The organism is Muricomes intestini (assembly GCF_004346165.1).
In the GTDB taxonomy this organism is placed as follows: domain Bacteria; phylum Bacillota; class Clostridia; order Lachnospirales; family Lachnospiraceae; genus Muricomes; species Muricomes intestini.
The window spans coordinates 280,068-305,863 of sequence record NZ_SLZZ01000001.1 but is presented as its reverse complement, the minus strand read 5'-3'; the positions used below and the strand labels follow the sequence as shown (position 1 = coordinate 305,863).

Genomic DNA, 25,796 nt, shown 5'->3' with positions numbered 1-25,796 from the left:
AAATAAAATCAGACTTTAGTATAACATTTTTAAATGTATATTTCCAGTTTTTGTGGCAATAATAAAAGCATCGATATGGAAAAGGAGGAAATAATATGAAGTGGTTTGATTACACTGCTCTAACTCTGGTGATTATTGGAGCGGTCAACTGGCTTCTGGTTGGCATTTTTCGATTCGATTTAGTAGCCTTTCTCTTTGGAAATTTAAGCTGGCTTTCCAGAATAATTTATACGATCATCGGTTTGTGCGGTCTTTATCTAATCAGCCTGTTCGGAAGAATCAAAGGCATGTCAGAGTAATTTCAGAGCAATTGTTATATAAAAATGTATGGGCAAAAAGTAATTTAACACTTTTTGTCCATACATTTTTTAGTCTGCTGATGTACCGTGGATTCCGGCTGTCAGAAGGGACGTCATATCACTGTACAAAATATCTTTGTCAGGCGCACCCATTACAATAGATATGTAAGGGTTATTTTCCATATCCTGGCTGTATAAGATAACACAGGAGCCGGCTTCATCCGTTGTTCCCGTTTTTCCGCCGAATATGTTTATGCCTGAAGGTGCTTTTACCAATCCCTGAGAATAATAGTTTGTCGGCATCCATTCCACTGTGCGGACCGTTCCGTCAGTGCTTTTTAGTGTGCCGGCATAGGAATCCATGGAAATAATATCCAGAAAGCGCTGGTCCTTTGTACAGGCATTAAACATGAGATACAAATCATATGCAGTTGTGTAGTGATTGTCATCCTGCAGACCATGAGGATTGACAAAATGAGTGTTAGTAGCGCCAAGGGCATTTGCCTCCTTGTTCATCATTTCAGCAAAACCCTCTATACTTCCTCCCAGATACTCAGCGATGGCCACGGCACTATCATTGCCTGAATATAAAACAAGACCACAAAGCAGGTCATAAAGAGTTACTGTATCTCCGGCCTGAAGTCCACATACTTGTTCATCATATGAAAACTGAACCGCATCAGATCCCACTGTTACAATGTCATCCGGGTTGCCATATTTTAGAGTGAGATATGCAGTCATGATTTTTGTTGTACTGGCCGGAAAAAGTTTCTCGTGTATCTTATCTGAATAAAGAACTTTTTCATTTTTCAAATCAAAGAGTCCAGCTGCATGAAGACTTTCATCCGTCATGTAACCCTCCAAGGGAACATCTGTATCTGCCACACACAAATCTGAGGCAAATAGCTTGTCCTGATACAATGATTTATTATAATACTGCTGTTCATATTTCTCTGCTGCAGAAGGTGTCCCCCCAAAGGTACTGCACCCGCCTGAAAACAGTGTAAGCACTACACATACTGCAGCAGCGGCTATTCTATTTATACATTTCACGCCAGTCAAGGTCTCCTCTGTCCAGTGCTAAAATCAATGCTTCCGCTGTCGCAATGTTGGTTGCTATGGGAATATTATAAATATCACACAACTTTACAATATCATTGACATCCGGCTCATGTGAACGCGGTGTCAGCGGATCCCGGAAAAATATCAGCAAATCCATATCATTATGCTCAATTTGTGCACCAATCTGCTGATGTCCACCTAAATGTCCCGCAAGATATTTATGGATATTTAAGTTTGTTACGCTTTCTACCAGATTCCCGGTAGTTTCAGTGGCAAACAGGCTATGTTTGCTTAAAATCCCTCTGTATGCAATACAAAAGTTCTGCATCAATTTCTTTTTCGCATCATGTGCGACCAATCCTATATTCATATCTGTTCTCCTCTATTGATATTTATTAGGCTGCAAGCCCACATTCAGAACAAAACCAATTCCCATATAAAAGCACACTATGGAAGTCAGTCCATAACTTACAAAGGGCAATGAGATTCCTGTATTTGGGAACATCTGCGTTGCCACACTAATATTAATAAATGTCTGTATTGCTATTAGTGTGGCAACTCCACCGCAAATAAGCTTTCCTCCCGTGTCTTTTGCTTTAGTACCAATCAAAATGCAGTCAATTACTATTAATAATAACAAAATTATTACAATACAACAACCCACAAATCCTAATTCTTCTCCAACAATTGCAAAAATAAAGTCTGTCTGGGGTTCTGAAATAAAATTTCCGTTTTTTACAGACGTTGTTGTGTTATTATTATATCCTTTGCCTGTCAGCATTCCGGAGCCAATAGCCATGACAGAATTAATCTGCTGGTATGCTTCATCCGTAGCATACTTTTCAGGTTCCAGCCAGGCGAGAATACGTTTCTGCTGATAGCCTTTTAAAAACGGCTGGTTTGGCTGCACCGCCGCCGCCAGAAGTAAAATGGAAGCGGGAATCACTATCGCAAGCACCGTTCCAATGAACTTGTAACTTAAGCCCCCCATATATAACATAATACAAAACAATGCGGCCAGACAGATTGTATTGGAAAGGTTTGGCTGCTTATAAATCAAAAACAATGAAGGAAAAATAAGAGCAACCGCCTGTATAATCGTCATTTTATTGTTTATTTTCTGCTTTCGCTCCATAAGGAATTTTGCAAAAAACAAAATAGTAATTATTTTGGTCAGATCCGAAGGCTGAAATTGAACAAAGCCCAGATCCAGCCATCTGGTTGCTCCATTCACCTTTTCACCAAAAAACCGGACTGCCAGAAGCAGGATAAGATTGAGCCCGTACAGCGGCCAATATAAATTCAGTACCCACTCATAATCAATTAAGGAAATAACAATCATGACTATGGTTCCGAGTATGACCCCTGCAATCTGCTTTCCCTGAACGGCGGCCTGTGCACTTCCCACCACAAAAATACCGATAATGGAAATTGCAGTCACAAGTGCTGCCAGACCGAATTTATAGTCTTTTAAATGATATCTTTGCCTGATATTCTGAAAAATAAATTTCAATGTTTCTCTCCTGTAATCTTAATATGTATATCTGTATGTGTTATCTGAATGTTAAAATCCTTGGGGTTAATTTCCAAGTACTTCGATATTGTATGATAAATATCCGCGGAAAATTTTTCCGCCGTTTCGGGTGTGCACTGCATTCTGTCTGCCAACAGCAGAGTTTTCAGTCTCTCTTTCGCAACATCAACAGATGGTACACTCATAGCATTTCCCTCCTAATTTCTTTTAAACAGGCTGGAAAATCTTGCAAGAAATCCTTCCGTCTTACCAAAATCCATGGCCGGAACTTCTTCTCCCAGAATGCGTCTGCAGACATTTGAATACGCCTGACCTGCCATACAATCCGTACCGACGATAGGCTCTCCCTGATTCGTTGCTATAACTACATGCTCGTCATCAGGAATCACCCCCAGCAGATGAATTGCCAGAATCTCAGTGACATCCTCCACGGACATCATATCCCCGTGTTTTACCATGTCTATCCGAAGCCGATTAATAATCAAATCATTTTTCTTGATTCCGTGGATCTCCAGAAGACCGATGATACGGTCTGCATCCCGGATAGCCGATACTTCCGGCGTAGTAACGATAATTGCTCTGTCAGCCCCGGCCACAGCGTTTTCAAAGCCTTGCTCAATTCCGGCAGGACAGTCCAGAAGGATATAATCAAATTCATCCTTCAAGTCTGCAATAAGCTTTCGCATCTGTTCCGGTGAAACTGCAGTCTTATCTCTAGTCTGGGCAGACGGAAGCAGATACAGTTCAGGAAAACGCTTGTCCTTGATCAAAGCCTGTTTCAGGCGGCAGCTTCCTTCTATCACATCAACCAGATTATAGACAATCCTATTTTCAAGCCCCATGACTACATCCAGATTCCTCAGACCTAAATCTGTGTCTATGACAATAATTTTCTTGCCAAGCTGTGCCAGGCCGATTCCTATATTCGCTGTCGTGGTCGTCTTCCCGACCCCGCCTTTTCCGGATGTAATGACAATAACTTCTCCCATGGTTTTCTTCCTCCTACTTGTGTTATGCCTAATCTATTAGCGGATCCACATATATACGGCTCCCATCGACTACTGCTATCTTTGGACCTTTGATCCCGGTGTTTTCCTGATAAATAATTTGGCGCTTTCCGTCTATATCGCCAATTCGAAGACGCTTCGGCTGCATGGTCAAAGAAACAATATACGCCTCTTTGTTTCCTGCCGCCCCCGCATGGACTGAGCCATACAGAGAACCAACGATAACAACATTTCCTTTTGCAATTACCCTAGCGCCCTGCTCCACATCACCAAGTATGATGATGCTCGCATCGGATTCCAGCACCTGTCTTTTTCTTAAAGTACCTCTGTAGAACTGCCCATCCTTTTTCTGAATATTAGTGAGTGTATTCTCTACAATGCTTTTGTATGTCATTTCATTGTCTTCATCACAGTCAATGACGCAGACAATATCAATTTCGGTAATTTCAGTAATCAATTCCAGGATTTCCTTTTCCTGTTCACTTGACAGTTTTCTGTCCAGGAATGTAACTGCCATCTTAGAGCCTTCAAAAAACCTTGCAGAGTCACTGAATTTGGAAGCTATACCTTCCAACAGGACATCAAATGGAACCTCCGGGTTCAGATGAACCTCAATCCCATATCTGCAGCTCTTAATTCTTACCAGCTTGTCCATGTGTCTCACATCCTTTTCTGTGGATATAAGGAAGTTCTTTTCGCTAAGCTCGTGAAGGACCTCGCTAAGCTCAAAGAACGACCTTACTAAGCACTATCGGTCAGTCCCCGGCTATAGCGCTGCCTAGTTCTGCGGCGGCTCCGGTGATTAATTCATTCTTGTCGGCAAGCTTGAAGTTTGCTCTCACAATGTCTCTTCCTATCTCAGCCGCATAGGATGAACTGTAGCCATTTGCTATACGAACCGCGATTGCAATTTCCGGTGCTTCGGCAGGCGCATATCCGACAAACAAGCCGTGATCCGGATGTACGGCACTCTGTTGTGCGGTACCTGTCTTTCCGGCCATGGAAATCTCCAGTCCGGAAAAAGTTGTTGAGTTGTAGCCAATCACGGCCTCCATGCCCTGATGCACCAGATCCCATGTGTTGCTGCTCACATCTTTCATTTCATGGTCAACAACAGGCTCATATTGTTTAATAAGTTTCCCATTTACATCAGTGGTCTTGCCCAACAGTGTAAGGTTGTAGACCGACCCACGGTTGGCCACTGCCGCAACGTATCTGTTCAGCTGACTGACTGTATAGTTGTTGGTTCCCTGGCCAATAGCCGACTGGACGGAATATTCGTCCGAAATCTGAGGTTCTGACTCAGGAATTTCCAGACCTGATTTTTCTCCAAGACCAAAGTCTTTCGCATATTTTGCCAAAGCCTCCACACCCTTATCACTGTCGTAACTTCCTCCTGAGTCTGTGCCTAAATCATAGCCCACCTCATAAAAAAAGTCATTACAGGAAACTTCCAGGGCATTTACTACGGTTAAAGAACCGTGATACCCCGGATAAATCCAGCATCTGGGACTTGGTGTAACCTTATCAAACTCCCCGGCACAGTTGATGTATGTGTCTCCTGCGATAATACCTTCTGTCAGCCCGGCTACAGCGGACACCATTTTGTAGGTAGAACCAGGTGCTGTGCGTTCCTGCGTTGCATTATTGTAGAAAGGACGGGAAAGTCCGGTTACAAGCTGATTGTAATACTTGGAATCCATAGTGTTGGACAGCCGGTTATTATCATAGCCGGGATAGGATACACATGCCAGCACCGCCCCGGTGTTAGGGTCACTAACTACAGCCGAGCCTGTACATGGCTCCAAGGCAAGCTGACCGGGCGTAATTTCCAGACTCTGGATTTTCTGATACAACCAGGTATAAGAATCCACAGCACCGCTGACCAGGCCGTTATATGCTGCCTCATCCATGGGCAGTACACCTTGCTCATACACCATGGCGCAAATCTGTCCACCACTAATACCTCCTGATTTTATAAGATATTTGTAGAGAAGTTTGTCGAAATTGATATCCGAACCTAAATAATCTTGTAAAAATGTTAAAATCCCCTGATAAATTTCCTCGGAATCAGAATATTTTTCTGCAGACACATAATCAGAGAGTTTTGAGGTATCTATCCAGTTCTGTGAAATTGCATAATTCAGATACTGATGCAGGCTGATTGTCTCATCTTTTGTCCATTGCTGATAAGTCTCATCACCTGTATTTATTGCATCCTTCATCAGGATGCCCGTGTCGTTCTGAAGTACGTTGATGGAAATGTAGTCCATATATGCCTTCATTTCATCCGGCAGGTCCTTATAAGCGGCGGCACCGCTGTTATTCATCTCATTGATAATCGCTTTAACTGCCGCTGCCTTTTTATCTGTGAAGATGGAATAAACCTGTTTTTCCACCGGCTTGGCTTCATCTGTCCCAAAGTGTGACTCATCTATAATTTCATTGCCGATAAACGCATTATAGGCATCATCCACAGGAATAATAATCTCTTTAGCATCAGACGTGGTGCTGGGGTCATAATTCATTACATTTCTGAGCTTGTTCAATACGATACCTGCCAGTTTTTCTTCAAGCAGCTGATAAGTCTGTTCCTGCAAATCCTTGTCAATGGTCAGGTGAACATCATTTCCTGCTTCCGGCTCCTTGTTGCTTACAGTCTCCGTAACCTTGCCTACACTATCCACATACAGCTCTGTCTCCCCCTTTTTCCCCTGCAGGACCTCATCCATTGTCTTTTCCAGACCTGCCTTTCCGATGATATCCGTCTTGGTGTACTGCTTTTTTTTATCCTTATCCAAATCATCATATTCTTCCTGAGAAATCTTGCCTGTATAGCCTATAATGGAAGCGAAAAATTTACTGTCTGTATAGCGGCGCATAGAATCTTCTGCCACATCTACTCCCTCAAGCTTGTCCAGGTTCTCCATGATTGCTGCCACCGTCTCATCACTGACATCCGTCGCAAGTATTGTGGGAATGAATTTTTGGAAACTGTTCAGGTTAATGGCATAGCGAAGATTCACCATCTTCAAAATGTATGGCTTATCGGATTTTTTCACATTTAGTCCATAACCGTATGTTTTATCCGTACACAAATAATTAATGATGTCTTCTGCTGATGCGTTCTTCTGCTGTTCATCAAGTTCCTCAATCGTCTTCAGTCCATATACATCTGCCACAAAGCGAAGTCTCAATGTTTCATTTGTCTGAGAAAATTCATAATTTCCGGCAGAATCCAGAACAATGCCAAAATCATTGATGACAGAATCCCCGTTGGATTCTACAATAGTAATTACTTTGTCTAAAATGTCATTTAGAATTTTATTCTTCTGCGGGCCATCGGGGATATTATCTTCCATAGTTACAGAATAAGCAAGCTCATTATAAGCAAGCAGGTTTCCATTTCTGTCATAGATGTTCCCTCTGGTTCCGGGTATTTCCCGTGTTTTTCTGATCTGAAGCTTATAGTTGTCCAGATAATATTGCCCCTTCACAATCTGTAAATAAAATACACGGTTGATTAATATTGCAAACAGCACACAAAACACAAGAACCAGGACAAACAGCCGGGATTTTACTATTCGATTAATGGCATCTTTTATACGCTCAAACAAATTTACTTGCACTCCTTTTTTCTTCTGCTTCCAATTTATGGTTCAAATATAAAATCAACGGGTATATTCCCAGCGCAGCAACAATAGTATATATGAGCTCAGGTATAATATTGTGACTCAGGTAGTAGGTGAAATGAAATTCACTGCGCAGCATGAACATCAAAAAGTAAATAATCAGACCATAAAGGAATTCACTTGCCGCAATCAAGGCCAGCGGAAGTTTAATGTCTTCATCATAATATACATGCTGGAATAAGCCGTTGATAAACCCTATGAGCAGGTATATCAGGGCATAAAATCCTAAAATATTTCCAAACTGTATATCCATCAGGAGCCCGGAAAAAAAGCCCACAAACATTCCCTCTCTGGAATCTCTCATAAATCCAAAGGAGGCGGTAACAATAAGCATCAGATTCGGTTTAATAGAAGCCAAAGTCAGGTGTCCAAATATAGTACATTGCAAGAGATAGCATACAATCAATATGACTACAGTCACAACAATTCTTTTGGCCCTTTTCATCTTCATTTACACAGTTCTCCTTTTCTCTACTTTACTTCTTTACCGGTCAGATCAGCTTTTGTAGTCGTAATGACCAACACCTCCTGCAGGTTTTTAAAATCAACCACAGGAGTGATATATCCAGAGCGGGTAAGATTATTAGAGTCCACAGTAATTTCACTGATATAACCGATTAAAATTCCCTGCAGGTATTTATCGCTGATATGGGAAGTTACAATCTGATCTCCCACCTGTACCTTATTCTCATTATTCTCCATCTGTTCAAACCGGATTCTTCCGTCATTAATCAGCATCAGGTCCCCCCGCACCATACATTTATCGGAAGTGGAAAGAGCCATGCCACTGACATTGCTGGAATCATCAATAATGGAGCGGACCGTGGACCATGTCGGTCCGGTCTTAGTAACAATTCCGACCAGTCCGCTTCCCGCCATAACGTTCATATCTACCTTAATTCCGTCATTACTGCCCTTGTCGATGGTAAAGTTACTGAACCAGTTTCCAGAATCCTTTCCGATAACATGGGCCCCAGTCTTTTTGTAATCTGCATAGTTCTGATCCAGTTTATATAACTCCTGTAATCTTTCCAGTTCATATTTTTCTTCCTGCAGATTATTGTTTTCCGTTATCAGCTCGTCTACCTTTTTTTGAAGCCGGTCATTTTCCTTCTTCATATCCTGCAGCGTATCAAAGTTATCACTGATATCCCCCAGCCAGATTCCTACCTGATTAATGCCTTTTTGCATGGGGATCACAGTTATGCCTGCAATACCTTTTAACGGGCCCTCTGGCTTATCTGAAACCAGAGACAAGACCATCAGCAGAATACAGAACAAAGAAAGTCCCGCAAGCCAATATTTATTTGATGATGAGGTTTGATTTTTCTTTTTCATATTATCTCAGCCACCTGTAATCTTCATCTAACATAGAATATGTCAACTTCCTGTAATCCTTATTTGATATAATCTTCTTTAATCCCGTTACCGCACAGAGCTCAGGAATCTGTGCCATCGTCACCTTAAGGCCAGTACTCTCCTCAAGATATGTAGAGAGGCCTTCCAAATTCGCCAGTCCCCCAGTCAGATAAATTCCATTTTGTTCAATCCTCCTGTGTACATCCGGAGGGGTTCTGTCTATCATAATTTTAATAGCATGAACGCATTCTGCCAGAGGTTCTTTCATGGCCGCCCGCACGAGACTGATGGGAATACTCTCCTGCTTCGGAACACCTGTAATAAGATCTCTCCCCGCAACGGTTAAAGACGTGTCGGTATCCTGCTCAAATACACCGAATTTCTTTCTTAATTTTTCTGCCGTAACCCGGCCTATCAGAAAGTCACGGTTGTGTCGGACCAGATTGACAATTGCTGTATCAAAATGAATCCCGCCGACTTTTACCAGACGGTTCAGAACCATTCCTCCGGATGCCAATACAGATAATTCAGTTGTCTCCCCTCCAAAATTGGCCACGAAAATCCCCTTCTCATTCCAGATATCCAGGCCCATCCCTACAGCATCAGCAATTCCCCGTTCCACAATGCGGACAGACTTTGCCTTTGCTGTGGAGTGGGAAACCAAATCATAAAATGCGCGTTTTTCAACTTCTGTCACATCTGTGGGAACGGCAATCACATACTGAGCGCCCCGTGAAAACTGCTTTTTAGGCCCCAGCAGATTCTGCAGCAGATACTGCATATCATTAAAATGTGCGATCACACCATTGTGCATAGGGAATACAACCTGTATGTTGTCAGGGGCCTTCTCATACATCTCATAAGCCTCGCTGCCTACGGAAAAAATATGCTTTTTATCATGTGTCGCAATTACATTTTTTATCTTCCATATCTGTTCTTTTTTCTTGTCATATATTTTTATCTCATACGTTCCCAAATCAAGTCCGTATACATTTCTTGCCATATCTGCAATCTTCTCCCCCCGGCACGCTTTGATTAAAGGAGGCCGCAGGTGCCCCCCGGACTCAAAAAAGCAGGCCCTTCTCTTTCATACTGGTATAACAGTTGTTCCCGATGATAATGTGATCCAGCAGTTCCACACCTATCAGCTGTCCCGCATCCCGGATTCTTCTGGTAATGAGAACATCCTCTTTACTGGGAGACGGGTCACCACTTGGGTGATTGTGAAGCAGGATAATAGACACTGCGTTTTTCTGCAGAGCCTCCACGAATAATTCCCTGGGAGAAACCACTGCAGAATTAATCGTTCCTTTAGAAATATCAGTTTCCCCAATCAGGCGTGTCTTTGTGTTCAAAAGTAGAAGTTTCATCGATTCATGGCTGCCATGTCTCATATCTTCCATATAATATTTTGCAATGGTGGACGGCGTTGTAAAGCTTAAACCGGGCTGTGCAGTTGCCTTGGAGAGCCTTTTTGAAAGCTCAGAGAGGCATAAAATCTGAACTGCTTTGACTTTGCCTATTCCCTTAACCTGAAGGAGCTGCTCCAGCGTCCATTTATGAATGTTGAGAATTCCTTCCTGGGAAAAAACCGGATGCAAAAGCTTTTCGGCCAATTGCAGGGAATTCTCTCCTCTGGTTCCTGTACGCAGCAAAACAGCCAGTAATTCAATATCCGTTAAATTACTCGCTCCAAATCTCATACACTTCTCATAGGGGCGTTCTTCTTCCTGTATTTCTTTTATTCTAATGTTGCCTTTCATATAGATAGTATCCAACTGTACATGTCACAATACAATGATTTATTTTAGCATAAATTAAAATCCATGTACAGGGGCTGTAATATTAAGTTTCTGTGAATATTTCCTAATAATGGCTTCGGCAGTCTTTATTCCGTCCATAGCAGCGGAAGTAATGCCCCCTGCATATCCGGCCCCCTCCCCACAGGGGTATATACCAGATACTGTACTTTCAAAATCTGCGCTCCTCAAGATTCTTACAGGAGAAGATGTGCGGCTTTCAACACCGGACAAAACAGCGTCTGCCCTTGCAAAGCCATGAATTTTATGCTCCATCAAAAGAATCCCCTCCTCCAGAGAGTCACCCAACTCTTTTGGAAAAATGCTCCTTACATTTGCCGGAGTAAAATCGCCTTTTATCTGAGGTGTCACACCCCCAAGTTCCTTTGTGGGTTGGTTTTCCCTGAAATCTTTAAAACACTGTATCGGAACCTTTCCCTGCCCCACTGTATATGCACGTTCCTCCAGCATACGCTGAAATTCCATACCTGACAGGGGGCCTGTGCCTTTATAATCTTCCGGAGTCACCGTAACAATCACTGCACTGTTGGCATTGATGCCATCCCGTTTATGATAGCTCATCCCATTGACTGCAAGACGTTTGTTCTCGGAGGATGCATTTACCACATACCCTCCCGGACACATACAAAAGGTATATGCACCACGTCCATTCTTAAGCTTTGCCGTCAACTTGTAGGAAGCGGCAGGAAGCCCGCTGTATATGGTTTTCCCATACTGGCTTTGGGTAATCATGGACTGGGGATGTTCAATTCTGACACCCACCGCAAAGGACTTTGTCTCCATGGGAATCTGCCGGGCACAGAGCATTTGAAAGGTATCTCTTGCACTGTGCCCCAATGCAAGTACACAGACATTGGCAGCTATTTCTTCCCCGCCGTCCAGGACAACACCGCTAATCTTTCTGACGTTCCCTTTATTCCCGTCATCAATCTGGGCGATGTTTTCTAATCTTATATCTGTCATCTGACTGTGAAAGCGAAACTCTCCGCCCATATTCTGGATGCTCTGTCTCATGTTTTTTACTACGTTCATCAGGATATCTGTTCCGATATGAGGTTTCTGCTCATATAGAATATCGGCGGGAGCGCCGTGTTCTACAAAAGTCTGCAGTACAAAGTGATTTCTCCCTTTTGCATCCTTTACAAGTGTGTTAAGCTTGCCATCTGAAAAGGCTCCTGCTCCTCCCTCTCCAAACTGTACATTAGAAGACAGGTTCAGGTGCCCGCTTCTCCAAAACTCTTCCACATCTGCGAGGCGCTCCTCCACTGGGTTTCCTCTCTCCAGAATAATAGGAGAATAACCGGATTTTGCAAGCAGATAGCCGCAAAACAGGCCTGCAGGACCGCTCCCCACAATAATCGGGCGACGCATAAGGGGAACGGCGCCGGGAGTGGGAGCCTGATAAGGTAATCTACTGACCTTCTTCGCCTTCCCCCTGGTCTTCTGCAGCACCTGTCTCTCATCCTTCACTTTCACATCTACTGTGTAAGAAAAAAAAATATGCGGCTTTTTCCGGGCATCAATGGACTTCTTTTGAATCTCATAATCCAGTAGGTCTGTTCTCCTTACACGCAGGAATTTGCAGATTTTATCTGTCAACTCTTCCATACTGTGCCCGGGAGGTAAGTTTAACTGACTGATTCTAAGCACCTGCGGCCTCCTTTCCCGCTGTGTGCCCGCTGGACCAGGCCCATTGCAGATTGTAGCCCCCACAGATACCATCCACATCCAAAATCTCTCCCGCAAAATAAAGTCCGGGAATCAAAAGGGATTCCAGTGTATCCGGGTTTACCTCTTTCGTGTCAATTCCTCCCCTGCAGACTTGTGCCTGTTCAAAAGAATTTGTCTGCACAACCTTTGTAGAGAAATTTTGTATGAGATGGGCCAGCCGCTCAATCTCTTTTTCTGTACAATCTTGCATTATCTTCGTTCTGTTTATATGTGATAATTTTATCCATAAATCAGATAGTTTTTTATGAAACAGCCCTGTCAAAAATTCTTCTGCTGATTTCTGAGGGCGCGTTTCTATCCTGTTTCTGAGAAAAATTAAAAACTGTTCTTCTGTGAAATCCGGCATAAAATTCAGCAGTGCGATGACCTGCTTTCCCTCATGCAGTCCGATTGCAGCATATCTGCTCACCTGAAAAACAGGAATCCCTGATATTCCATAATTTGTAAACTGTATTTCTCCCTGCTCTCTGGCATAACATTCCCCGCCCACGCAGAGAGAAACAAGTCCTTCTGCACGGACTCCTGCAATTCCTTTGTAAAACCCTTCCTCACACCGAAGCTGTACAAGGGAAGGGAGGACTGGTACCAGCCGGTGCCCAAGGCTTTCGGCAATCCGGTAACCGGAGCCGTCTGAGCCGGAAGAAGGTGCCGCCATGGAGCCTGCCGCCAGAATTACCTTCTGTGCAGAAAAATCCCCTGCTTCTGTGCGGATCAGAAACCCCTCCTTTACAGGAGAAATCTCCTTGCATTTAGCCTCTGTCTTAACCTGAATCCCGAGCCTTTTTACTTCCATGCGGAGTACATCTAAAATTGCGGATGCCTGGTCGGACTGAGGATACAGATAACCGTTCCTGTTTTTGGAATATATCCCCAGTTTCAGAAAAAATGCAACCGTATGCTGAATATCAAATTTCTTCACAATCCTCCAGGGGAACAAAATATTCTCAGAATGATAATGGATCGGCTCCTGATTTAAATTTGTAAAATTGCATCTTCCGTTTCCCGTGGAAAGAATTTTTTTGCCGATTCTGTCCTTATGTTCATAGATACAGACATCAGCACCCTCTTGAGCAGCTGAGATAGCAGCCAGCAGTCCTGAAGCGCCGCCCCCGATTACAGCAATTTTATTCATAACTTTCCTCCCTTGTTATTTCAAAAGCACATCTCCAGAAATGACTCCTGCATTTATCAGACTCTGCAGAGATTTCAAAATCCCCAGTTTCGCATGGGGCCAGGTAAGCCCTCCCTGGAAATAAACGGCATATGGCGGTTTTATGGGACCGTCTGCACTTAGTTCGATGGACGAACCCTGCACAAAAGCCCCCGCCGCCATAATAACATCACTGTCATAGCCCGGCATAGCCCAGGGCTCCGGACTTACGTAGCTGTCCACGGGGGCGGCCGACTGAATTCCCTTACAGAAAGCGATAACTCCCTCTGGCGTCCCAAGTTCTACAGCCTGAATAATATCATGACGGCTTTCTGTCCCATTTGGAATTACCGAAAAGCCTAGTTTTTCATAAATATTCGCGGCAAACACTGCTCCCTTTAACGCGCTGCACACAACAGTGGGCGCCAGGAAAAATCCCTGGTAAAATGACTGCATCACTCCCAATGAGGCCCCCACTTCTTTCCCCAGTCCAGGGGCAGTCAATCTGTAGGCACAGTTTTCTATCAAATTTTCCCTGCCTGCAATGTATCCTCCGATAGGTGCCAGTCCGCCCCCCGGATTTTTGATCAGGGATCCCACAATCATATCGGCCCCCACATCGCTTGGCTCCGCTGTTTCTACAAATTCGCCATAGCAGTTATCTACCATACAGATGACATCCGGCTTTATACCTTTGATGAAGGAGATCAGCTCTCCGATTTTTCCTACAGAGTAGCTTGGGCGCGTCTGATAGCCTTTGGAACGTTGAATCGTTACGAGTTTTGTCCTCTCATGTATGGCGTTTCTGATAGCGGAATAATCAAAACTACCATCCTCCAGGAGCTCCACCTGGCTGTATGTGATGCCGTACTCCGCAAGAGAGCCTTTTGACTCTCTGATACCGATAACTTCTTCCAGCGTATCATAGGGTTTTCCTACCGGGGAAAGCAACTCGTCCCCGGGTCTTAGGTTTGCCGCCAGTGCCAGTGCCAGTGCATGAGTCCCGCAGGTAATTTGAGGCCGCACTAGCGCGGACTCTGTGTGGAAAGCAGAGGCATATACCGCTTCCAATGTGTCCCGTCCCAAATCATTATAGCCATAACCACTTGCATACTGGAAACATGCCTCACTGACACGGTTTTTCTGCATAGCCTGAAGCACCTTTAACTGATTGAATTCCGCTGTTTCCTCAAATTTACGGAATCGCGGGATAAGACTTTCCTCTACCTTTCTTCCAAACTGACAGACATCCTTTTCGATTCCCAGTTTTTCGTATATCTGATTAATTTCAAAACTCATACAATTCTCCTTGTAAATTAAAGTATATTCCTATTTGTCAGTTCCTCCTGCATTCTTGCAAGGAGGCGGTGCCCGTTATTTTCAAAATCTTTTTTATCCAGCCATATAGCGTCTTTTTCCCGTTTGAACCAGGTAAGCTGACGCTTAGCAAAATGGCGGGTATCACGCTTAATCCTGCAGACTGCCTCCGAAAGGGCAATATTCCCGTCCAAATAAGCAAGAATTTCCTTGTATCCAAGGCCCTGCATAGAAACCATATCTCTGGTACAGCCCCGTTTTTTTAAAGCCTGTACTTCCTCTACCAATCCTTCTTTTAGCATTTGATCCACACGGCAATTAATTCTTTCGTACAATCTTTCTCTGTCATCATAAAGTACAAAATAAGCAAAACGGTAGGGAGACTCTTTTTGCCGTTCCTTCTCGTTGTGCTCTGATATCCTTTTTCCTGTCTGATTATAGAACTCCAGCGCCCGGATAACACGTTTACTATTGTGGGCGTGAATTGATTCTGCGGATTTTGCATCCACTTTTCTTAACATTTCATGAAGATAACCGGAGCCTTTCTGCTGCACAAGTTCTTCCAGATATTCTCGGTATTTTGAATCTCTTTCATTGTGAGTAAAATCGATATCATACAGAAGGGCCTGAATATAAAATCCGGTGCCGCCCACAAGAATAGGAATCTTTCCTCTTTCGTAAATCTTCTCCATGGCTGCTTTAGCCATCTGCTGAAAACGTACTACATGAAATTCCTCCTCCGGCTCCAGCACATCTACCAGATGATGTACAACTCCCTCCATCTCCTCGGGATGGATTTTTGCTGAGCCAATATCCATATGTCTGTAAATCTGCATAGAATCTGCTGAAATAACTTCGCCCCCCACTGTTTTTGCAAGACCGATCGACAGCCTGGTCTTTCCGACAGCAGTGGGACCCGCCAAAATAATCAATGGCTTTTTCATTTATACAATCCTCTTAAATTTCTTTTCCAATTCCCGCTTGGTCATGGCTATAATTGTAGGCCTGCCGTGGGGACAATGATATGGATTCTCCAACAAAAGCAATTCCCCGATCAATGTATCCACCTCTCCAACGGACAGCCGGCTGTTTCCTTTGACGGCAGCCTTGCAAGACATAGAAGCCACTTTTTCGTCAATTAACTCCGGAGTCATGGGGGTGTTTAATCCATCGGCCAGGCCGTCCAGCATCTCAATCAGCAATTCCTTTTTTGCAATGCTAAACAGGTTGTCAGGAACCGCCCTGACTGCATATCCATCACCGCCAAAGGGTTCAATTTCAAAACCGATTCTCTCAAACCGCTCCATGTTTTCTTTTAGTATTTCTTCCTCCTGCATGGACAATGTAAGTATGATAGGAGGACTCAAATATTGAGAAGTAAACTCTCTGTCCTTCATTCCTCTTAAAGTTCTTTCATACAAAACCCGTTCATGGGCGGCATGCTGATCGATAATATAAAGATTATTTTGAAATTCCACCAGCCAGTAAGTGCCAAACACCTGCCCAATCAGTCTGTACTCTGCTTTCACATCCCTTTTCAGAAGCTTTTCTTCAAAAAGATCCATTTGTCTGGCTTCCTCAGTCTCGGGGGCAACAGCCTCTTCTGCATGATAGCTTCCTGTTTCACGTACAGTAGTGTACTGGGAAGCTGTCCGGTGTATATTTCCGGTATCAGATACCTCGGCAGAGGAAGCACGATTGTGATAAGATAAGACCCGTTCCCTCATTTTTCTAAGAAAATACTCCTCATCCTTTACCTCTTCTGCTTTTACTGTGTGCTCCGGCATTTCTGTTCTGGGTTTCAGAAGGAATGGGCTCTCCTCCCTGTCCTCCTTCACTTTTGGGGGTTCAGGTGCCTTCACCACCGGAATCAGTTCCGGCTCCAGAAGGGTTCTGTGTACACCTTCATATACCAAGTTATAGACCTGCTGCTGTTTTTGAAAACGCAGTTCCATCTTAGTGGGGTGAACATTCACATCTATATCTTCTCCATTTATGTAAAAGTGTAATACAAGAAACGGAAATTTGTGCTGCATCATAAAATCCTTGTAGGCATCTTCAACCGCCTTAGAAATCATAGCACTTTTTACATATCTTCCATTCACAAAAAAATTCTCGAAATTACGGTTTCCCCTGCTGACTGACGGGCGCCCAAGATATCCTGCAATTCTGACACCCTCCTTCTCGTAATCCATATCAATCAGATTAGAGGCTGCTTCTCTTCCATAAATACTGTAGATTACATCCTTTAATTTACCGTTTCCTGATGTCCTCAATTTTTCCTGTCCGTTGTTGACAAACTGAAACGAAACTTCGGGGTGGGAAAGTGCAAGCCGCATTAAAAGATCCTGTATATGTCCGGCTTCTGTCATGGGTGTTTTTAAAAATTTTCTTCTGGCGGGAACATTATAGAACAACTGACGGATTAGAAAAGTGGTTCCGTCAGGAGCCCCTGTGTCCTCCAGTGACTGTTCTTTCCCGCCTTCTATAACGTACCGGGTTCCAAATGGTTCATCTTTTGTTTTTGTAACCAGTTCGACTTTTGTAACTGCGGCAATACTGGAAAGGGCCTCTCCCCGAAATCCCAGAGAAGAAATATGGGAAAGATCCTCTACACTGCGGATTTTGCTGGTAGAATGCCTTAAGAATGCATTGGGCACATCCTCCCGCGAAATACCGCTTCCATTATCTGTAACACGGATAAAAGAGATTCCGCCCTCCTGAATTTCAACTGCTACAGCAGAAGCACCGGCATCCATGGCATTTTCTGCCAGCTCCTTGACAATAGAAGCAGGGCGCTCAATCACTTCCCCGGCGGCAATCTTATCAATTGTAATTTGATCTAACACCTGAATATGTGACATAGCATTCCTCCTACCATCTGTTTTTCAGCTTGTTCTGCAGCCTGTATATAGTATTCAATGCATCAACAGGCGTCAGATTTCCGACATCGATTGTTTTTAGTTCTTCCAACACATCATCGTCCTTGACGGTATCGAAAAGAGATATCTGTGCAATGTCGACCTCATCATATTTTTTTGCCTTTGTCTGTTTTTTTGTTTCGTGCTCTTTCGCCGCAATCTCACTGACTCTTGCAGTTATATCTTCGTTACTTAATTCTTCTACAATTTCTTTTGCGCGGGTGGTTACAATGTCCGGTACTCCCGCCAGCTTTGCCACCTGGATTCCGTAGCTCTTGTCTGCCCCGCCCTTGACTATTTTGCGCAAGAAAACAATATCCTCACCCTTTTCTTTGACCGCAATACAGTAATTGTTTACATTCTGTATTTTGCCTTCCAGTTCAGTCAATTCATGATAGTGGGTCGCAAATAAAGTTTTAGCTCCCAGCAGGTGGGTGTCTGAAATGTATTCCACCACAGCCCAGGCGATAGACAGGCCGTCAAAAGTGCTGGTGCCCCTCCCTATTTCGTCCAGTATCAGCAAGCTTTTATTAGTAGCATTGCGCAAAATATTTGCTACTTCCGTCATCTCTACCATAAAAGTGCTCTGACCAGAGGCCAGGTCATCCGATGCCCCAACCCTGGTGAAAATCCGATCTACAAGCCCAATATCGGCTGCCGCAGCGGGCACAAAGGAGCCAAGCTGAGCCATCAGTACAATCAAGGCAACTTGCCTCATGTAAGTGGACTTCCCGGCCATATTCGGCCCTGTGATGATGGAAATCCGCTGTTTTTTATCATCCAGGTATGTATCGTTTGAAATAAACATATCATTGGGAATCATCTTTTCCACTACCGGGTGGCGTCCGTCTTTAATATTAATCACACCCTTTTGATTAATTTCCGGACGCACATAATTGCCTCTTTCCGCAACCAGTGCCAGAGATGTAAACACATCCAGTGCAGCTACTGCCTTGGCTGTTTTCTGAATCCTCGCTACCTCCCCTGCCACAGTATCCCGCACTGCACTGTACAGTTCATATTCCAGGGCATACAGTTTGTCCTCTGCCCCTAAAATAGTATCTTCCAGTTCTTTGAGCTCCGGGGTAATATAGCGCTCTGCATTTGCCAGCGTCTGCTTTCGGGTGTAATAATCGGGAACCATGTCTTTATAGGAATTGGTCACTTCCAGGTAATACCCAAAAACCTTGTTATACTTTACCTTCAGGTTCTTAATTCCTGTTTTTTCCCGTTCTTCTTCCTCAAGCCTGGCAATCCACTCTTTTCCATCCGATTTTGCGCGGCGCAGTTTATCTGCTTCCTCGCTGTACCCGTCTCGGATAATGCCGCCCTCTTTCATGGCAAGAGGTGGGTCGTCTGTAATCGCCTCTTTAATCAGGGTACACAAATCCTCCAGTGTATCCATATCCTCCCGGATTTCAGACAATAACTGGGAATGCATATCCTCCAGAATATAACGGATGGGGGGAAGCATTTCAAGAGAACTGCGAAAGGCCGTCAAATCTCTTGGATTTGCCGAGCCATATGTAATCCTTGTGACCAGCCGCTCCAAATCATAAATTGGGGCCAAATACTCCCTGATTTCTTCCCGGCTGATTGCCTCGTTTTTTAGCTCTTCCACAGCATCCAAACGTTTTTGAATTTCCTGTACTTCTATAAGAGGCTGTTCCACATATTTACGCAGAGTCCTGGCTCCCATTGCAGTTTTGCTCTTATCCAGCACCCAGAGAAGAGAGCCTCTTTTCTGCTTTTCTCTCAGAGTTTCAGTGAGCTCCAGATTTCTGCGCGTGGAACTGTCCAGCATCATATACTTTCCTGTGACATAAGGTGTAATATGTGTCAGCTGAGAAAGGTTATTTTTCTGAGTTTCCAGTAGATACTGCATCAAAGCTCCGGCGCTGATAACCCCGCTGTCAAAATCCTGCAGTCCCAATCCCGCAAGTGTAGAAACATGAAAATGCTCCAGCAGTTTTTCTCTGCAGATGGCATCATCAAAATACCAGGAATCCAGGGAATAAATGGCAATCCCCAGCCTGTCCCTCAAATCATCCAGATTCATACCGCTCATATAGCAAGACTCATTGCAGATAATTTCAGAGGGCATGAATTTGTAAATCTCATCTAACAGTTTTGTGCTGTCAGGCAATTCTGTCACAAAATAATCACCGGTAGTGACATCTGCAATAGAAAGTCCGTATCTGTCAGCTATGTAAACAATACACATCAGGTAGTTGTTTTTTGCCTCATCCAGTGCCTGGGCTGCAAGATTGGTCCCCGGAGTGACGATTCGGACCACATCCCGCTTCACCAGCCCCTTAGCCAGCTTCGGGTCCTCCATCTGCTCACATATGGCGACCTTATAACCTTTGGTCACCAGTTTATTCAAGTAACTGTCCACCGCATGATAAGGAACCCCACACATAGGAGCCCGCTCCTCAAGACCACAGTTTTTACCAGTCAGTGTAATCTCCAGTTCTTTTGAAGCTGTCAGTGCATCCTCAAAAAACATTTCATAAAAGTCACCAAGTCTATAAAATAGAATGCAGTCGGGATATTGGGACTTTGTCTCCGTATATTGCTGCATCATAGGGGTTAATTCTGCCACTTTTTTCTTCCTTTCGTTCCCAAAATTCCCCCTAAGTATAGCATTTTTTTATGAATTATGAAAGAGGAGGTTTTATTTGTCAAACTTACAACACGTGAAATTGAGGCTTCTCCTCCCCATAGAGCCAGTGGAGTAAATAACCTGTCAAAAAGATTCCCAGGACACACAGACCGGAAAACAGAATAATAAATGGCACACAAATCTGCCCGAAAAGTTGGAATATCTGGTCTGAATAATCCCACACGTCCCATCCCAGCCACTTATTCACAATAATTCCGGTAATAAATTCTGCCGCAGTCACAAACACCGCGCAGCGGATTACTTGAAGCCACAGCGGATCTTTCCATTTCATCCAGAGTCCCTGCTGTGCAAAAAACACCATGCACGCTCCTCCCAATACAAACATGGACCAGTGGGAAAACCCTCTGAATACCATTTCAAACGCATAATAAATTGTGCCTCCCAGCGTCCATAGAAATAAATATTCACTTAGTTTCTTCACAAAAAATGCCCTCCTATATAGTATTCATATGATACCAGGGTCACAAGGTCATGCGTTTCATGCTTGCATGAAAAAGCATGACTTTGGGACCTGCAAAACATGAGAAAGAAGCCCGAGTAGGGCGGATTTCGAATGTTTTTAGGATTGCGGGAGCAAAAAGTGCGGAGCAATCCGTAGGTATCAGGGGGCAAAATACCTTTTGTCCCCTACATCATTCATATATAGTCTGGACGTTTTTATATGAAATATAATTGGAATTTATTTCTTAAGCAATTCTCCAATATAGTAAAAGCCTTTACATTCTTTCAGTTTTACATCAATAATTTTCCCAATCAAACTCTCACCTCCCGGAAAATGAACTAACTGATTGTTGCTCATTCTTCCTGTCATAAGCAGTGAGTCGTGGTCATTCACGCCCTCCACCAATATCTCTTGAACAGTATCCGTATGTACACTGCACACTTCCCCGGAAATTTTTTGCACTTCCTGAAGCAAACGGTTAAATCTATCCTTCACCACTGCATCCGCGACCTGCTTTTCCATCGATGCAGCCGGAGTTCCTGTCCTTTTTGAATAAATGAAAGTAAAGGCACTGTCATAGCGTACTTTTCTGACCACATCCAGAGTCTCTTGGAAATCTTCCTCTGTTTCAGTTGGAAACCCCACAATAATATCCGTAGTCAGAGAAATATCAGGAACAGCTGTGCGGATTTTATCTACAAGCTCCAGATAGTGCTCTTTGGTATAACCACGGTTCATACTTTTTAGAATCCGGCTGCTTCCCGATTGTACAGGTAAATGCAGATGTTTACATATCTTTTGGGACTTTCCCATCACCTCGATCAGTTCATCAGATAAATCCTTCGGGTGAGAGGTCATGAAGCGAATTCTTTTGAGTCCTTCTATTTTTTCAATTTCCTGTAAAAGCTCAGCAAAACTCATGGGGGTTTTCAGATTTTTACCATAGGAATTCACATTTTGGCCCAACAGCATAATTTCCACTACTCCATCGGCCACCAGTGCTTCTATCTCACGGATAATATCCTGGGGATTGCGGCTTCTTTCCCGTCCTCTCACATAGGGTACGATGCAGTAGCTGCAAAAATTGTTGCAGCCGAACATGATATTTACTCCAGATTTAAAAAAATACTTTCTTTCACTCGGAAGATCTTCCACAATTTTATCTGTATCTTTCCAGATATCAATCACCATTCCCTGAGATTCTAAACGTGTCACAATCAACTCAGCAAATTTGTAAATGTTGTGAGTACCAAAAATCAAATCTATATATCGATAGCTCTTTTTCAGTTTCTCCACAACTTCCGTTTCCTGCATCATACAGCCACATAGGCCTATCAGCATATAAGGATTGTCCTTCTTCCCCTTTTTTAACTGTCCGATTCTTCCATAGACCCTCTGATTGGCATTCTCGCGGACAGTACAAGTGTTGTAAATAACAAAATCTGCCTTTTCTTCCTCTGTCTCCTCCCGATAACCAATTTGCTCCAGAATGCCGGTCAACTTCTCTGAGTCCCTTGCGTTCATCTGACACCCAAAGGTTGTGACATGTGAGAAAAGCGGGCGCCCTGCCTTTTCACTCATTTGTTTTACATATCCACGCGCCTTCTTGATAAAATAATACTGTCTTTTCGGTTCGTCTACCGGTGCCGGTTTGCTGAGATCTATAGTGTCCAGAATTGTTTCAAACTCTTCATTTTTTGTATTATCAATCATTACATATATTCCTTTCCTTATCATACATTTATACATTATACTTTAAGGGCTTTGTTTTTTCAACGAAAAACCGCACCTTTTAAAGTGCGGAAGTCCGTTTAACATGTATAAGTCTCCTCTTCTGTAATAATCATTTCCGGACGGATATCGTGTGCCTCGGCTGGAAAAGTGTCGAGGCACTGCATGGAGTAGGCAAGTGCTATTCTTCGAAATTGGGGGTGCTGCTTTAGATAAGAATCATAAAAACCCTTTCCATAGCCGATACGGTTACATTGTCTGTCAAACGCAACCCCGGGCATGACAACCAAAACATTATCTCCACAGGCCGGTGTCTTTTCCGGCGGTTCCATAATTCCAAAATACCCTTCACTTAATTCATCAGTACCTTCTATGTAATAAAATTCCATCTTTCTTTTTTGCTTAAAGGTTACAGATTTCTCCTGCAAATCAGAAATGTTCTCCTTCGCGGCAAAGTTATCCACAATAATCTTCGGAACCGCAACTTTTTTCCCCATTTTTAAAGAATAAGAAATCAGCTTCTCCGTGGACACCTCCTCCACGAAGGAAACATAACAGTAGATTTCTCCGGCATGTCTATACAACGGATGGCTGATTATCTGTTCAAAAATCTTGTCACTGAAAGCCTGTCTCATTTTCGGATTAAGTGCGGCCCGCTCATTTCTTATCCTTGTTCTAATTTGCTTTTTTGTCTCCATATTTTTCACCAAGATTCACTATTGTTCCGTCTTTTTCCTCAATATCAATATTGTCAAGCTGACTGCGCAGGTTGCGCTTGAAGGAATCAATATATTCCTGACGGAGCACTTTCTGCTCCTTCTTTTCACATTCAGTCAGGCCTTCAGCCTTGGATTTCCTATATAATGCGTTAATTCGTTTAATCTTTTGTTCGTCCATCTTTTTCTCCCACTATTTGATAGATTTCGTCCACTTATCAGCTGGAATAGTTCTCCAAAAAGCCGTACACCTCTGACTCTTTCTCAACATACTTTCCGCTTTTCACTTCTTTTTGTACATCCTCGGGCAAATCTGAGACCAGAATACTGGTAACCTCGTAGACTGTTGTTTTGTCATATAGGTATACAACCACATATCCGTGGAGTTCACATATATAATATCCCTCATTCTTTGTTGCGTCGCCCTTTGTCGTCACACTTTCAGTTGTTTTCTCCTGCTCTGACTTCGCCTCCTGCCGGTTCATTGTGTGCCGGTAACTGAGCTGATATCCAATGCCCAATATAATAGCCAATAAAAATATCCCTGTAAAAAAGCCAACATAATACTTCTTTTTCATAAGGATTCAACTCCTTTTTTTCATACAGTATTGGCTTTTTTACCGCTTTTATACAGTTTTTACTAATATTCCTCTTCAGAGAGCAGATGTAACCTTCTGCAGAGCCGCAGAATCTTATTTCCCTGAGGCAAAGCAAGGATATCATCTACAGAAAGAACTCCAAGCTTTAACACACTTACGGCATAGACAAGTACTGCGATCAGGATGGAAATTATGGTAGCAAAACGTCCTCCAATCAAGATGTCCAGAATCAGATGTACCGCATATGTCACAACTCCCATAATAACCGCCGCCAGCAGAGGGCGTACATAGTTCTTCTCCATATCCTGTTTATAGCCGCTTGCTTTGTGGATGGCACTCATATTTAGAATGCACATGCAAAGTGCAAACACAATATTGCTTCCCACCAGTGCATAAATATTCCATTTGAAAACAATCAGCATAATCAGCAGTGCAATGATATGTATCACCAGTGAGATTCCCGCGTTTTTCGCCGGTGTTGATATCTTGTCCAATCCTTGAAGAATAGAATTTGACACTGTGGAAAGGCAGTACAAAACTATTGTAATGGCGCCCAATGCCAGGAGTGCGGCCGGGGTGGTGCTGGCATCGTTGAACAAAAGAACCATAATCGGAGATGCAAGTACCACAAATCCTACGAAGCAGGGAATTGCAATCAACATAGTGAATCGAATTGACTGGTTAATCTTATTATAAACCTGGGGCCTATTACTTGTTGTCACTGCTGCAGTCAGACTGGGTATGACAGAAGCTGCCAGCCCGTTCGCCATAGCCAGGGGCACACTGATCAATGTATTATATTTGCCGGAATAAATTCCCAGAAGGGCCATATACTTTTCTTCTGTGAACCCCTGCGCGGCCATGATCATATTGAAAAGTGTCATGTCCAGAATCTGGTTAATATTGTAAACTGCCGTGCTGAAAATCACCGGGATAATAGTCGCTATCAGAATCTTAAGTATCCGGCTGTAACTTTCTGTCCTTCGGCTTTTATCCCTGCGGATCTGTCTCTTTATAACATCCTTGTACACAAAAAAGGCAAAAATCAGAAACAATAATGCGAAGAGCGCTCCGACAATTGTACCTACAGTAGCTCCTGCTGCACCGTAGGCCGGCCCCAGCAATTCATTGTTCTGCTTCTCAGCTGCCCGTGTCCCGACTTTAAAAAGAAACACTGCACCGAGAATGCTTACAACTGCATTGACGATCTGCTCAATTATTTGGGACACTGCTGTCGGCACCATAGTCCCCAAACCCTGAAAATATCCCCTGAGCACTCCCAAAATAGAAACAATGAAAAGTCCCGGTGCCAATACCTTAAGTGCAAAAGCACTTAAGGGAGATTTCATCAGATGGGTGGAGAACGCATCTGCTCCGAAAAAAATAATCAGTGCAAAGAGGGTCCCCACTACTATCGCAAAAATTAAGGAACATGTAAATACCCTAAATGCATTTTTGCGCTGCTTCATTGCCATTCTCGCAGAAACCAGCTTGGATACGGCAGTTGGAAGGCTCAAAGAAGAAAGAACCAGTGCCATAGCATATACCTCAAAGGCATACCCGTAAAACCCGATCCCCTCATCTCCCAGAATATTCGTCAGGGGGATCCGGTATACAACACCAATGATTTTTGTAATAACACCGGCGGCTGCCAGTATTGCTCCCTGCATCAGGAAATCATCTTTTTTTGCTTTTCGCTTATGTGACTCAGCCATATGTATCCTCCGTTA

Annotated in this window: 24 protein-coding genes; 1 reads left to right on the top strand and 23 read right to left on the bottom strand. The window is 43.5% G+C overall.

All coding sequences use genetic code 11. The annotated features are described in order from the left end of the window. Positions 1 to 95 precede the first annotated feature (95 nt). Entirely contained in the window at positions 96 to 299 is a 204-nt protein-coding gene (locus EDD59_RS01445) for a DUF378 domain-containing protein (protein ID WP_089985519.1), read from the top strand. A 69-nt stretch (positions 300 to 368) separates the two neighbouring features. Here the strand turns inward: EDD59_RS01445 and EDD59_RS01440 are convergent, their stop codons facing one another. The 23 genes from EDD59_RS01440 to EDD59_RS01330 form a co-directional block, all read right to left on the bottom strand. After that, positions 369 to 1,352 (bottom strand): D-alanyl-D-alanine carboxypeptidase family protein, encoded by a 984-nt coding sequence (locus EDD59_RS01440; RefSeq protein WP_330571843.1) that lies wholly within the window; start codon positions 1,350 to 1,352, stop codon positions 369 to 371. Further along, positions 1,336 to 1,731 (bottom strand): methylglyoxal synthase, encoded by a 396-nt coding sequence (locus EDD59_RS01435; RefSeq protein WP_132378160.1) that lies wholly within the window; start codon positions 1,729 to 1,731, stop codon positions 1,336 to 1,338. Before EDD59_RS01435 ends, EDD59_RS01440 begins: the two co-directional genes overlap by 17 nt. 12 nt (positions 1,732 to 1,743) lie before the next feature. Next, positions 1,744 to 2,874 (bottom strand): FtsW/RodA/SpoVE family cell cycle protein, encoded by a 1,131-nt coding sequence (locus EDD59_RS01430; RefSeq protein ID WP_132378158.1) that lies wholly within the window; start codon positions 2,872 to 2,874, stop codon positions 1,744 to 1,746. Beyond that, on the bottom strand, positions 2,871 to 3,080 hold the full coding sequence (locus tag EDD59_RS01425) for a cell division topological specificity factor MinE (RefSeq protein WP_132378156.1): 210 nt from the start codon (positions 3,078 to 3,080) through the stop codon (positions 2,871 to 2,873). The genes EDD59_RS01430 and EDD59_RS01425 overlap by 4 nt, the downstream gene beginning before the upstream one ends. A gap of 12 nt (positions 3,081 to 3,092) precedes the next feature. After that, positions 3,093 to 3,884: a septum site-determining protein MinD gene (gene minD / locus EDD59_RS01420; protein WP_132378154.1), complete on the bottom strand. Its 792-nt coding sequence runs from the start codon at positions 3,882 to 3,884 to the stop codon at positions 3,093 to 3,095. A 28-nt stretch (positions 3,885 to 3,912) separates the two neighbouring features. After that, complete coding sequence (locus EDD59_RS01415) at positions 3,913 to 4,557, bottom strand: septum site-determining protein MinC (RefSeq protein WP_132378152.1); 645 nt, start codon at positions 4,555 to 4,557, stop codon at positions 3,913 to 3,915. Positions 4,558 to 4,657: 100 nt separating this feature from the next. After that, positions 4,658 to 7,519 carry a penicillin-binding transpeptidase domain-containing protein gene (locus EDD59_RS01410; protein ID WP_132378150.1) on the bottom strand — a complete coding sequence of 954 codons (2,862 nt, stop codon included), beginning with the start codon at positions 7,517 to 7,519 and terminating at the stop codon, positions 4,658 to 4,660. After that, complete coding sequence (gene mreD / locus EDD59_RS01405) at positions 7,512 to 8,045, bottom strand: rod shape-determining protein MreD (RefSeq protein WP_132378148.1); 534 nt, start codon at positions 8,043 to 8,045, stop codon at positions 7,512 to 7,514. The genes EDD59_RS01410 and mreD overlap by 8 nt, the downstream gene beginning before the upstream one ends. 20 nt (positions 8,046 to 8,065) lie before the next feature. Continuing rightward, positions 8,066 to 8,932, bottom strand: coding sequence for a rod shape-determining protein MreC (mreC, locus tag EDD59_RS01400; protein WP_132378146.1), 867 nt, complete (start codon positions 8,930 to 8,932; stop codon positions 8,066 to 8,068). Between the two features lies 1 nt (position 8,933). Further along, entirely contained in the window at positions 8,934 to 9,956 is a 1,023-nt protein-coding gene (locus tag EDD59_RS01395) for a rod shape-determining protein (protein WP_132378144.1), read from the bottom strand. Positions 9,957 to 10,017: 61 nt separating this feature from the next. Beyond that, positions 10,018 to 10,716: a RadC family protein gene (gene radC, locus EDD59_RS01390; RefSeq protein ID WP_132378142.1), complete on the bottom strand. Its 699-nt coding sequence runs from the start codon at positions 10,714 to 10,716 to the stop codon at positions 10,018 to 10,020. Between the two features lie 54 nt (positions 10,717 to 10,770). Continuing rightward, the gene (locus tag EDD59_RS01385) at positions 10,771 to 12,423 is read right to left on the bottom strand and encodes an NAD(P)/FAD-dependent oxidoreductase (RefSeq protein WP_132378140.1); all 1,653 of its coding nucleotides are present in this window, start codon (positions 12,421 to 12,423) and stop codon (positions 10,771 to 10,773) included. Next, on the bottom strand, positions 12,416 to 13,636 hold the full coding sequence (locus EDD59_RS01380; RefSeq protein WP_132378138.1) for a BaiN/RdsA family NAD(P)/FAD-dependent oxidoreductase: 1,221 nt from the start codon (positions 13,634 to 13,636) through the stop codon (positions 12,416 to 12,418). The genes EDD59_RS01385 and EDD59_RS01380 overlap by 8 nt, the downstream gene beginning before the upstream one ends. Positions 13,637 to 13,651: 15 nt before the next feature. Then, positions 13,652 to 14,953, bottom strand: a complete 1,302-nt coding sequence (locus tag EDD59_RS01375) for a methionine gamma-lyase family protein (RefSeq protein WP_132378136.1) — start codon at positions 14,951 to 14,953, stop codon at positions 13,652 to 13,654. A 17-nt stretch (positions 14,954 to 14,970) separates the two neighbouring features. Further along, positions 14,971 to 15,915, bottom strand: coding sequence for a tRNA (adenosine(37)-N6)-dimethylallyltransferase MiaA (gene miaA / locus EDD59_RS01370; protein ID WP_132378134.1), 945 nt, complete (start codon positions 15,913 to 15,915; stop codon positions 14,971 to 14,973). Continuing rightward, positions 15,916 to 17,835, bottom strand: a complete 1,920-nt coding sequence (gene mutL / locus EDD59_RS01365) for a DNA mismatch repair endonuclease MutL (RefSeq protein ID WP_132378132.1) — start codon at positions 17,833 to 17,835, stop codon at positions 15,916 to 15,918. Between the two features lie 10 nt (positions 17,836 to 17,845). After that, a complete protein-coding gene (gene mutS, locus EDD59_RS01360; RefSeq protein ID WP_330571842.1) occupies positions 17,846 to 20,497 on the bottom strand; it encodes a DNA mismatch repair protein MutS in 2,652 nt (883 codons plus the stop codon). A gap of 85 nt (positions 20,498 to 20,582) precedes the next feature. Continuing rightward, entirely contained in the window at positions 20,583 to 20,999 is a 417-nt protein-coding gene (locus EDD59_RS01355) for a putative ABC transporter permease (RefSeq protein ID WP_132378130.1), read from the bottom strand. A gap of 258 nt (positions 21,000 to 21,257) precedes the next feature. Next, positions 21,258 to 22,733, bottom strand: coding sequence for a tRNA (N6-isopentenyl adenosine(37)-C2)-methylthiotransferase MiaB (gene miaB / locus EDD59_RS01350; protein WP_132378128.1), 1,476 nt, complete (start codon positions 22,731 to 22,733; stop codon positions 21,258 to 21,260). 98 nt (positions 22,734 to 22,831) lie between these two features. Further along, positions 22,832 to 23,449, bottom strand: a complete 618-nt coding sequence (locus EDD59_RS01345; protein ID WP_132378125.1) for a 5-formyltetrahydrofolate cyclo-ligase — start codon at positions 23,447 to 23,449, stop codon at positions 22,832 to 22,834. Beyond that, positions 23,427 to 23,648 (bottom strand): DUF896 domain-containing protein, encoded by a 222-nt coding sequence (locus tag EDD59_RS01340; protein ID WP_132378123.1) that lies wholly within the window; start codon positions 23,646 to 23,648, stop codon positions 23,427 to 23,429. The genes EDD59_RS01345 and EDD59_RS01340 overlap by 23 nt, the downstream gene beginning before the upstream one ends. A 37-nt stretch (positions 23,649 to 23,685) precedes the next feature. Further along, on the bottom strand, positions 23,686 to 24,045 hold the full coding sequence (locus EDD59_RS01335; protein ID WP_132378121.1) for a hypothetical protein: 360 nt from the start codon (positions 24,043 to 24,045) through the stop codon (positions 23,686 to 23,688). Between the two features lie 62 nt (positions 24,046 to 24,107). After that, positions 24,108 to 25,781 (bottom strand): putative polysaccharide biosynthesis protein, encoded by a 1,674-nt coding sequence (locus tag EDD59_RS01330; RefSeq protein WP_132378119.1) that lies wholly within the window; start codon positions 25,779 to 25,781, stop codon positions 24,108 to 24,110. Positions 25,782 to 25,796 lie beyond the last annotated feature (15 nt).

What these genes read in the sequence shown, in the direction of transcription:
- radC (WP_132378142.1), bottom strand. Translation starts at nt 10,716, where the DNA reads ATGAAAGGCAACATTAGAATAAAAGAAATACAGGAAGAAGAACGCCCC.
- mreD (WP_132378148.1), bottom strand. Translation starts at nt 8,045, where the DNA reads ATGAAGATGAAAAGGGCCAAAAGAATTGTTGTGACTGTAGTCATATTG.
- EDD59_RS01340 (WP_132378123.1), bottom strand. Translation starts at nt 23,648, where the DNA reads ATGGACGAACAAAAGATTAAACGAATTAACGCATTATATAGGAAATCC.
- mutL (WP_132378132.1), bottom strand. Translation starts at nt 17,835, where the DNA reads ATGTCACATATTCAGGTGTTAGATCAAATTACAATTGATAAGATTGCC.
- EDD59_RS01375 (WP_132378136.1), bottom strand. Translation starts at nt 14,953, where the DNA reads ATGAGTTTTGAAATTAATCAGATATACGAAAAACTGGGAATCGAAAAG.
- EDD59_RS01445 (WP_089985519.1), top strand. Translation starts at nt 96, where the DNA reads ATGAAGTGGTTTGATTACACTGCTCTAACTCTGGTGATTATTGGAGCG.
- EDD59_RS01380 (WP_132378138.1), bottom strand. Translation starts at nt 13,636, where the DNA reads ATGAATAAAATTGCTGTAATCGGGGGCGGCGCTTCAGGACTGCTGGCT.
- EDD59_RS01345 (WP_132378125.1), bottom strand. Translation starts at nt 23,449, where the DNA reads ATGGAGACAAAAAAGCAAATTAGAACAAGGATAAGAAATGAGCGGGCC.
- mreC (WP_132378146.1), bottom strand. Translation starts at nt 8,932, where the DNA reads ATGAAAAAGAAAAATCAAACCTCATCATCAAATAAATATTGGCTTGCG.
- EDD59_RS01435 (WP_132378160.1), bottom strand. Translation starts at nt 1,731, where the DNA reads ATGAATATAGGATTGGTCGCACATGATGCGAAAAAGAAATTGATGCAG.
- EDD59_RS01425 (WP_132378156.1), bottom strand. Translation starts at nt 3,080, where the DNA reads ATGAGTGTACCATCTGTTGATGTTGCGAAAGAGAGACTGAAAACTCTG.
- EDD59_RS01330 (WP_132378119.1), bottom strand. Translation starts at nt 25,781, where the DNA reads ATGGCTGAGTCACATAAGCGAAAAGCAAAAAAAGATGATTTCCTGATG.
- EDD59_RS01415 (WP_132378152.1), bottom strand. Translation starts at nt 4,557, where the DNA reads ATGGACAAGCTGGTAAGAATTAAGAGCTGCAGATATGGGATTGAGGTT.
- EDD59_RS01335 (WP_132378121.1), bottom strand. Translation starts at nt 24,045, where the DNA reads ATGAAAAAGAAGTATTATGTTGGCTTTTTTACAGGGATATTTTTATTG.
- miaB (WP_132378128.1), bottom strand. Translation starts at nt 22,733, where the DNA reads ATGATTGATAATACAAAAAATGAAGAGTTTGAAACAATTCTGGACACT.
- miaA (WP_132378134.1), bottom strand. Translation starts at nt 15,915, where the DNA reads ATGAAAAAGCCATTGATTATTTTGGCGGGTCCCACTGCTGTCGGAAAG.
- minD (WP_132378154.1), bottom strand. Translation starts at nt 3,884, where the DNA reads ATGGGAGAAGTTATTGTCATTACATCCGGAAAAGGCGGGGTCGGGAAG.
- EDD59_RS01395 (WP_132378144.1), bottom strand. Translation starts at nt 9,956, where the DNA reads ATGGCAAGAAATGTATACGGACTTGATTTGGGAACGTATGAGATAAAA.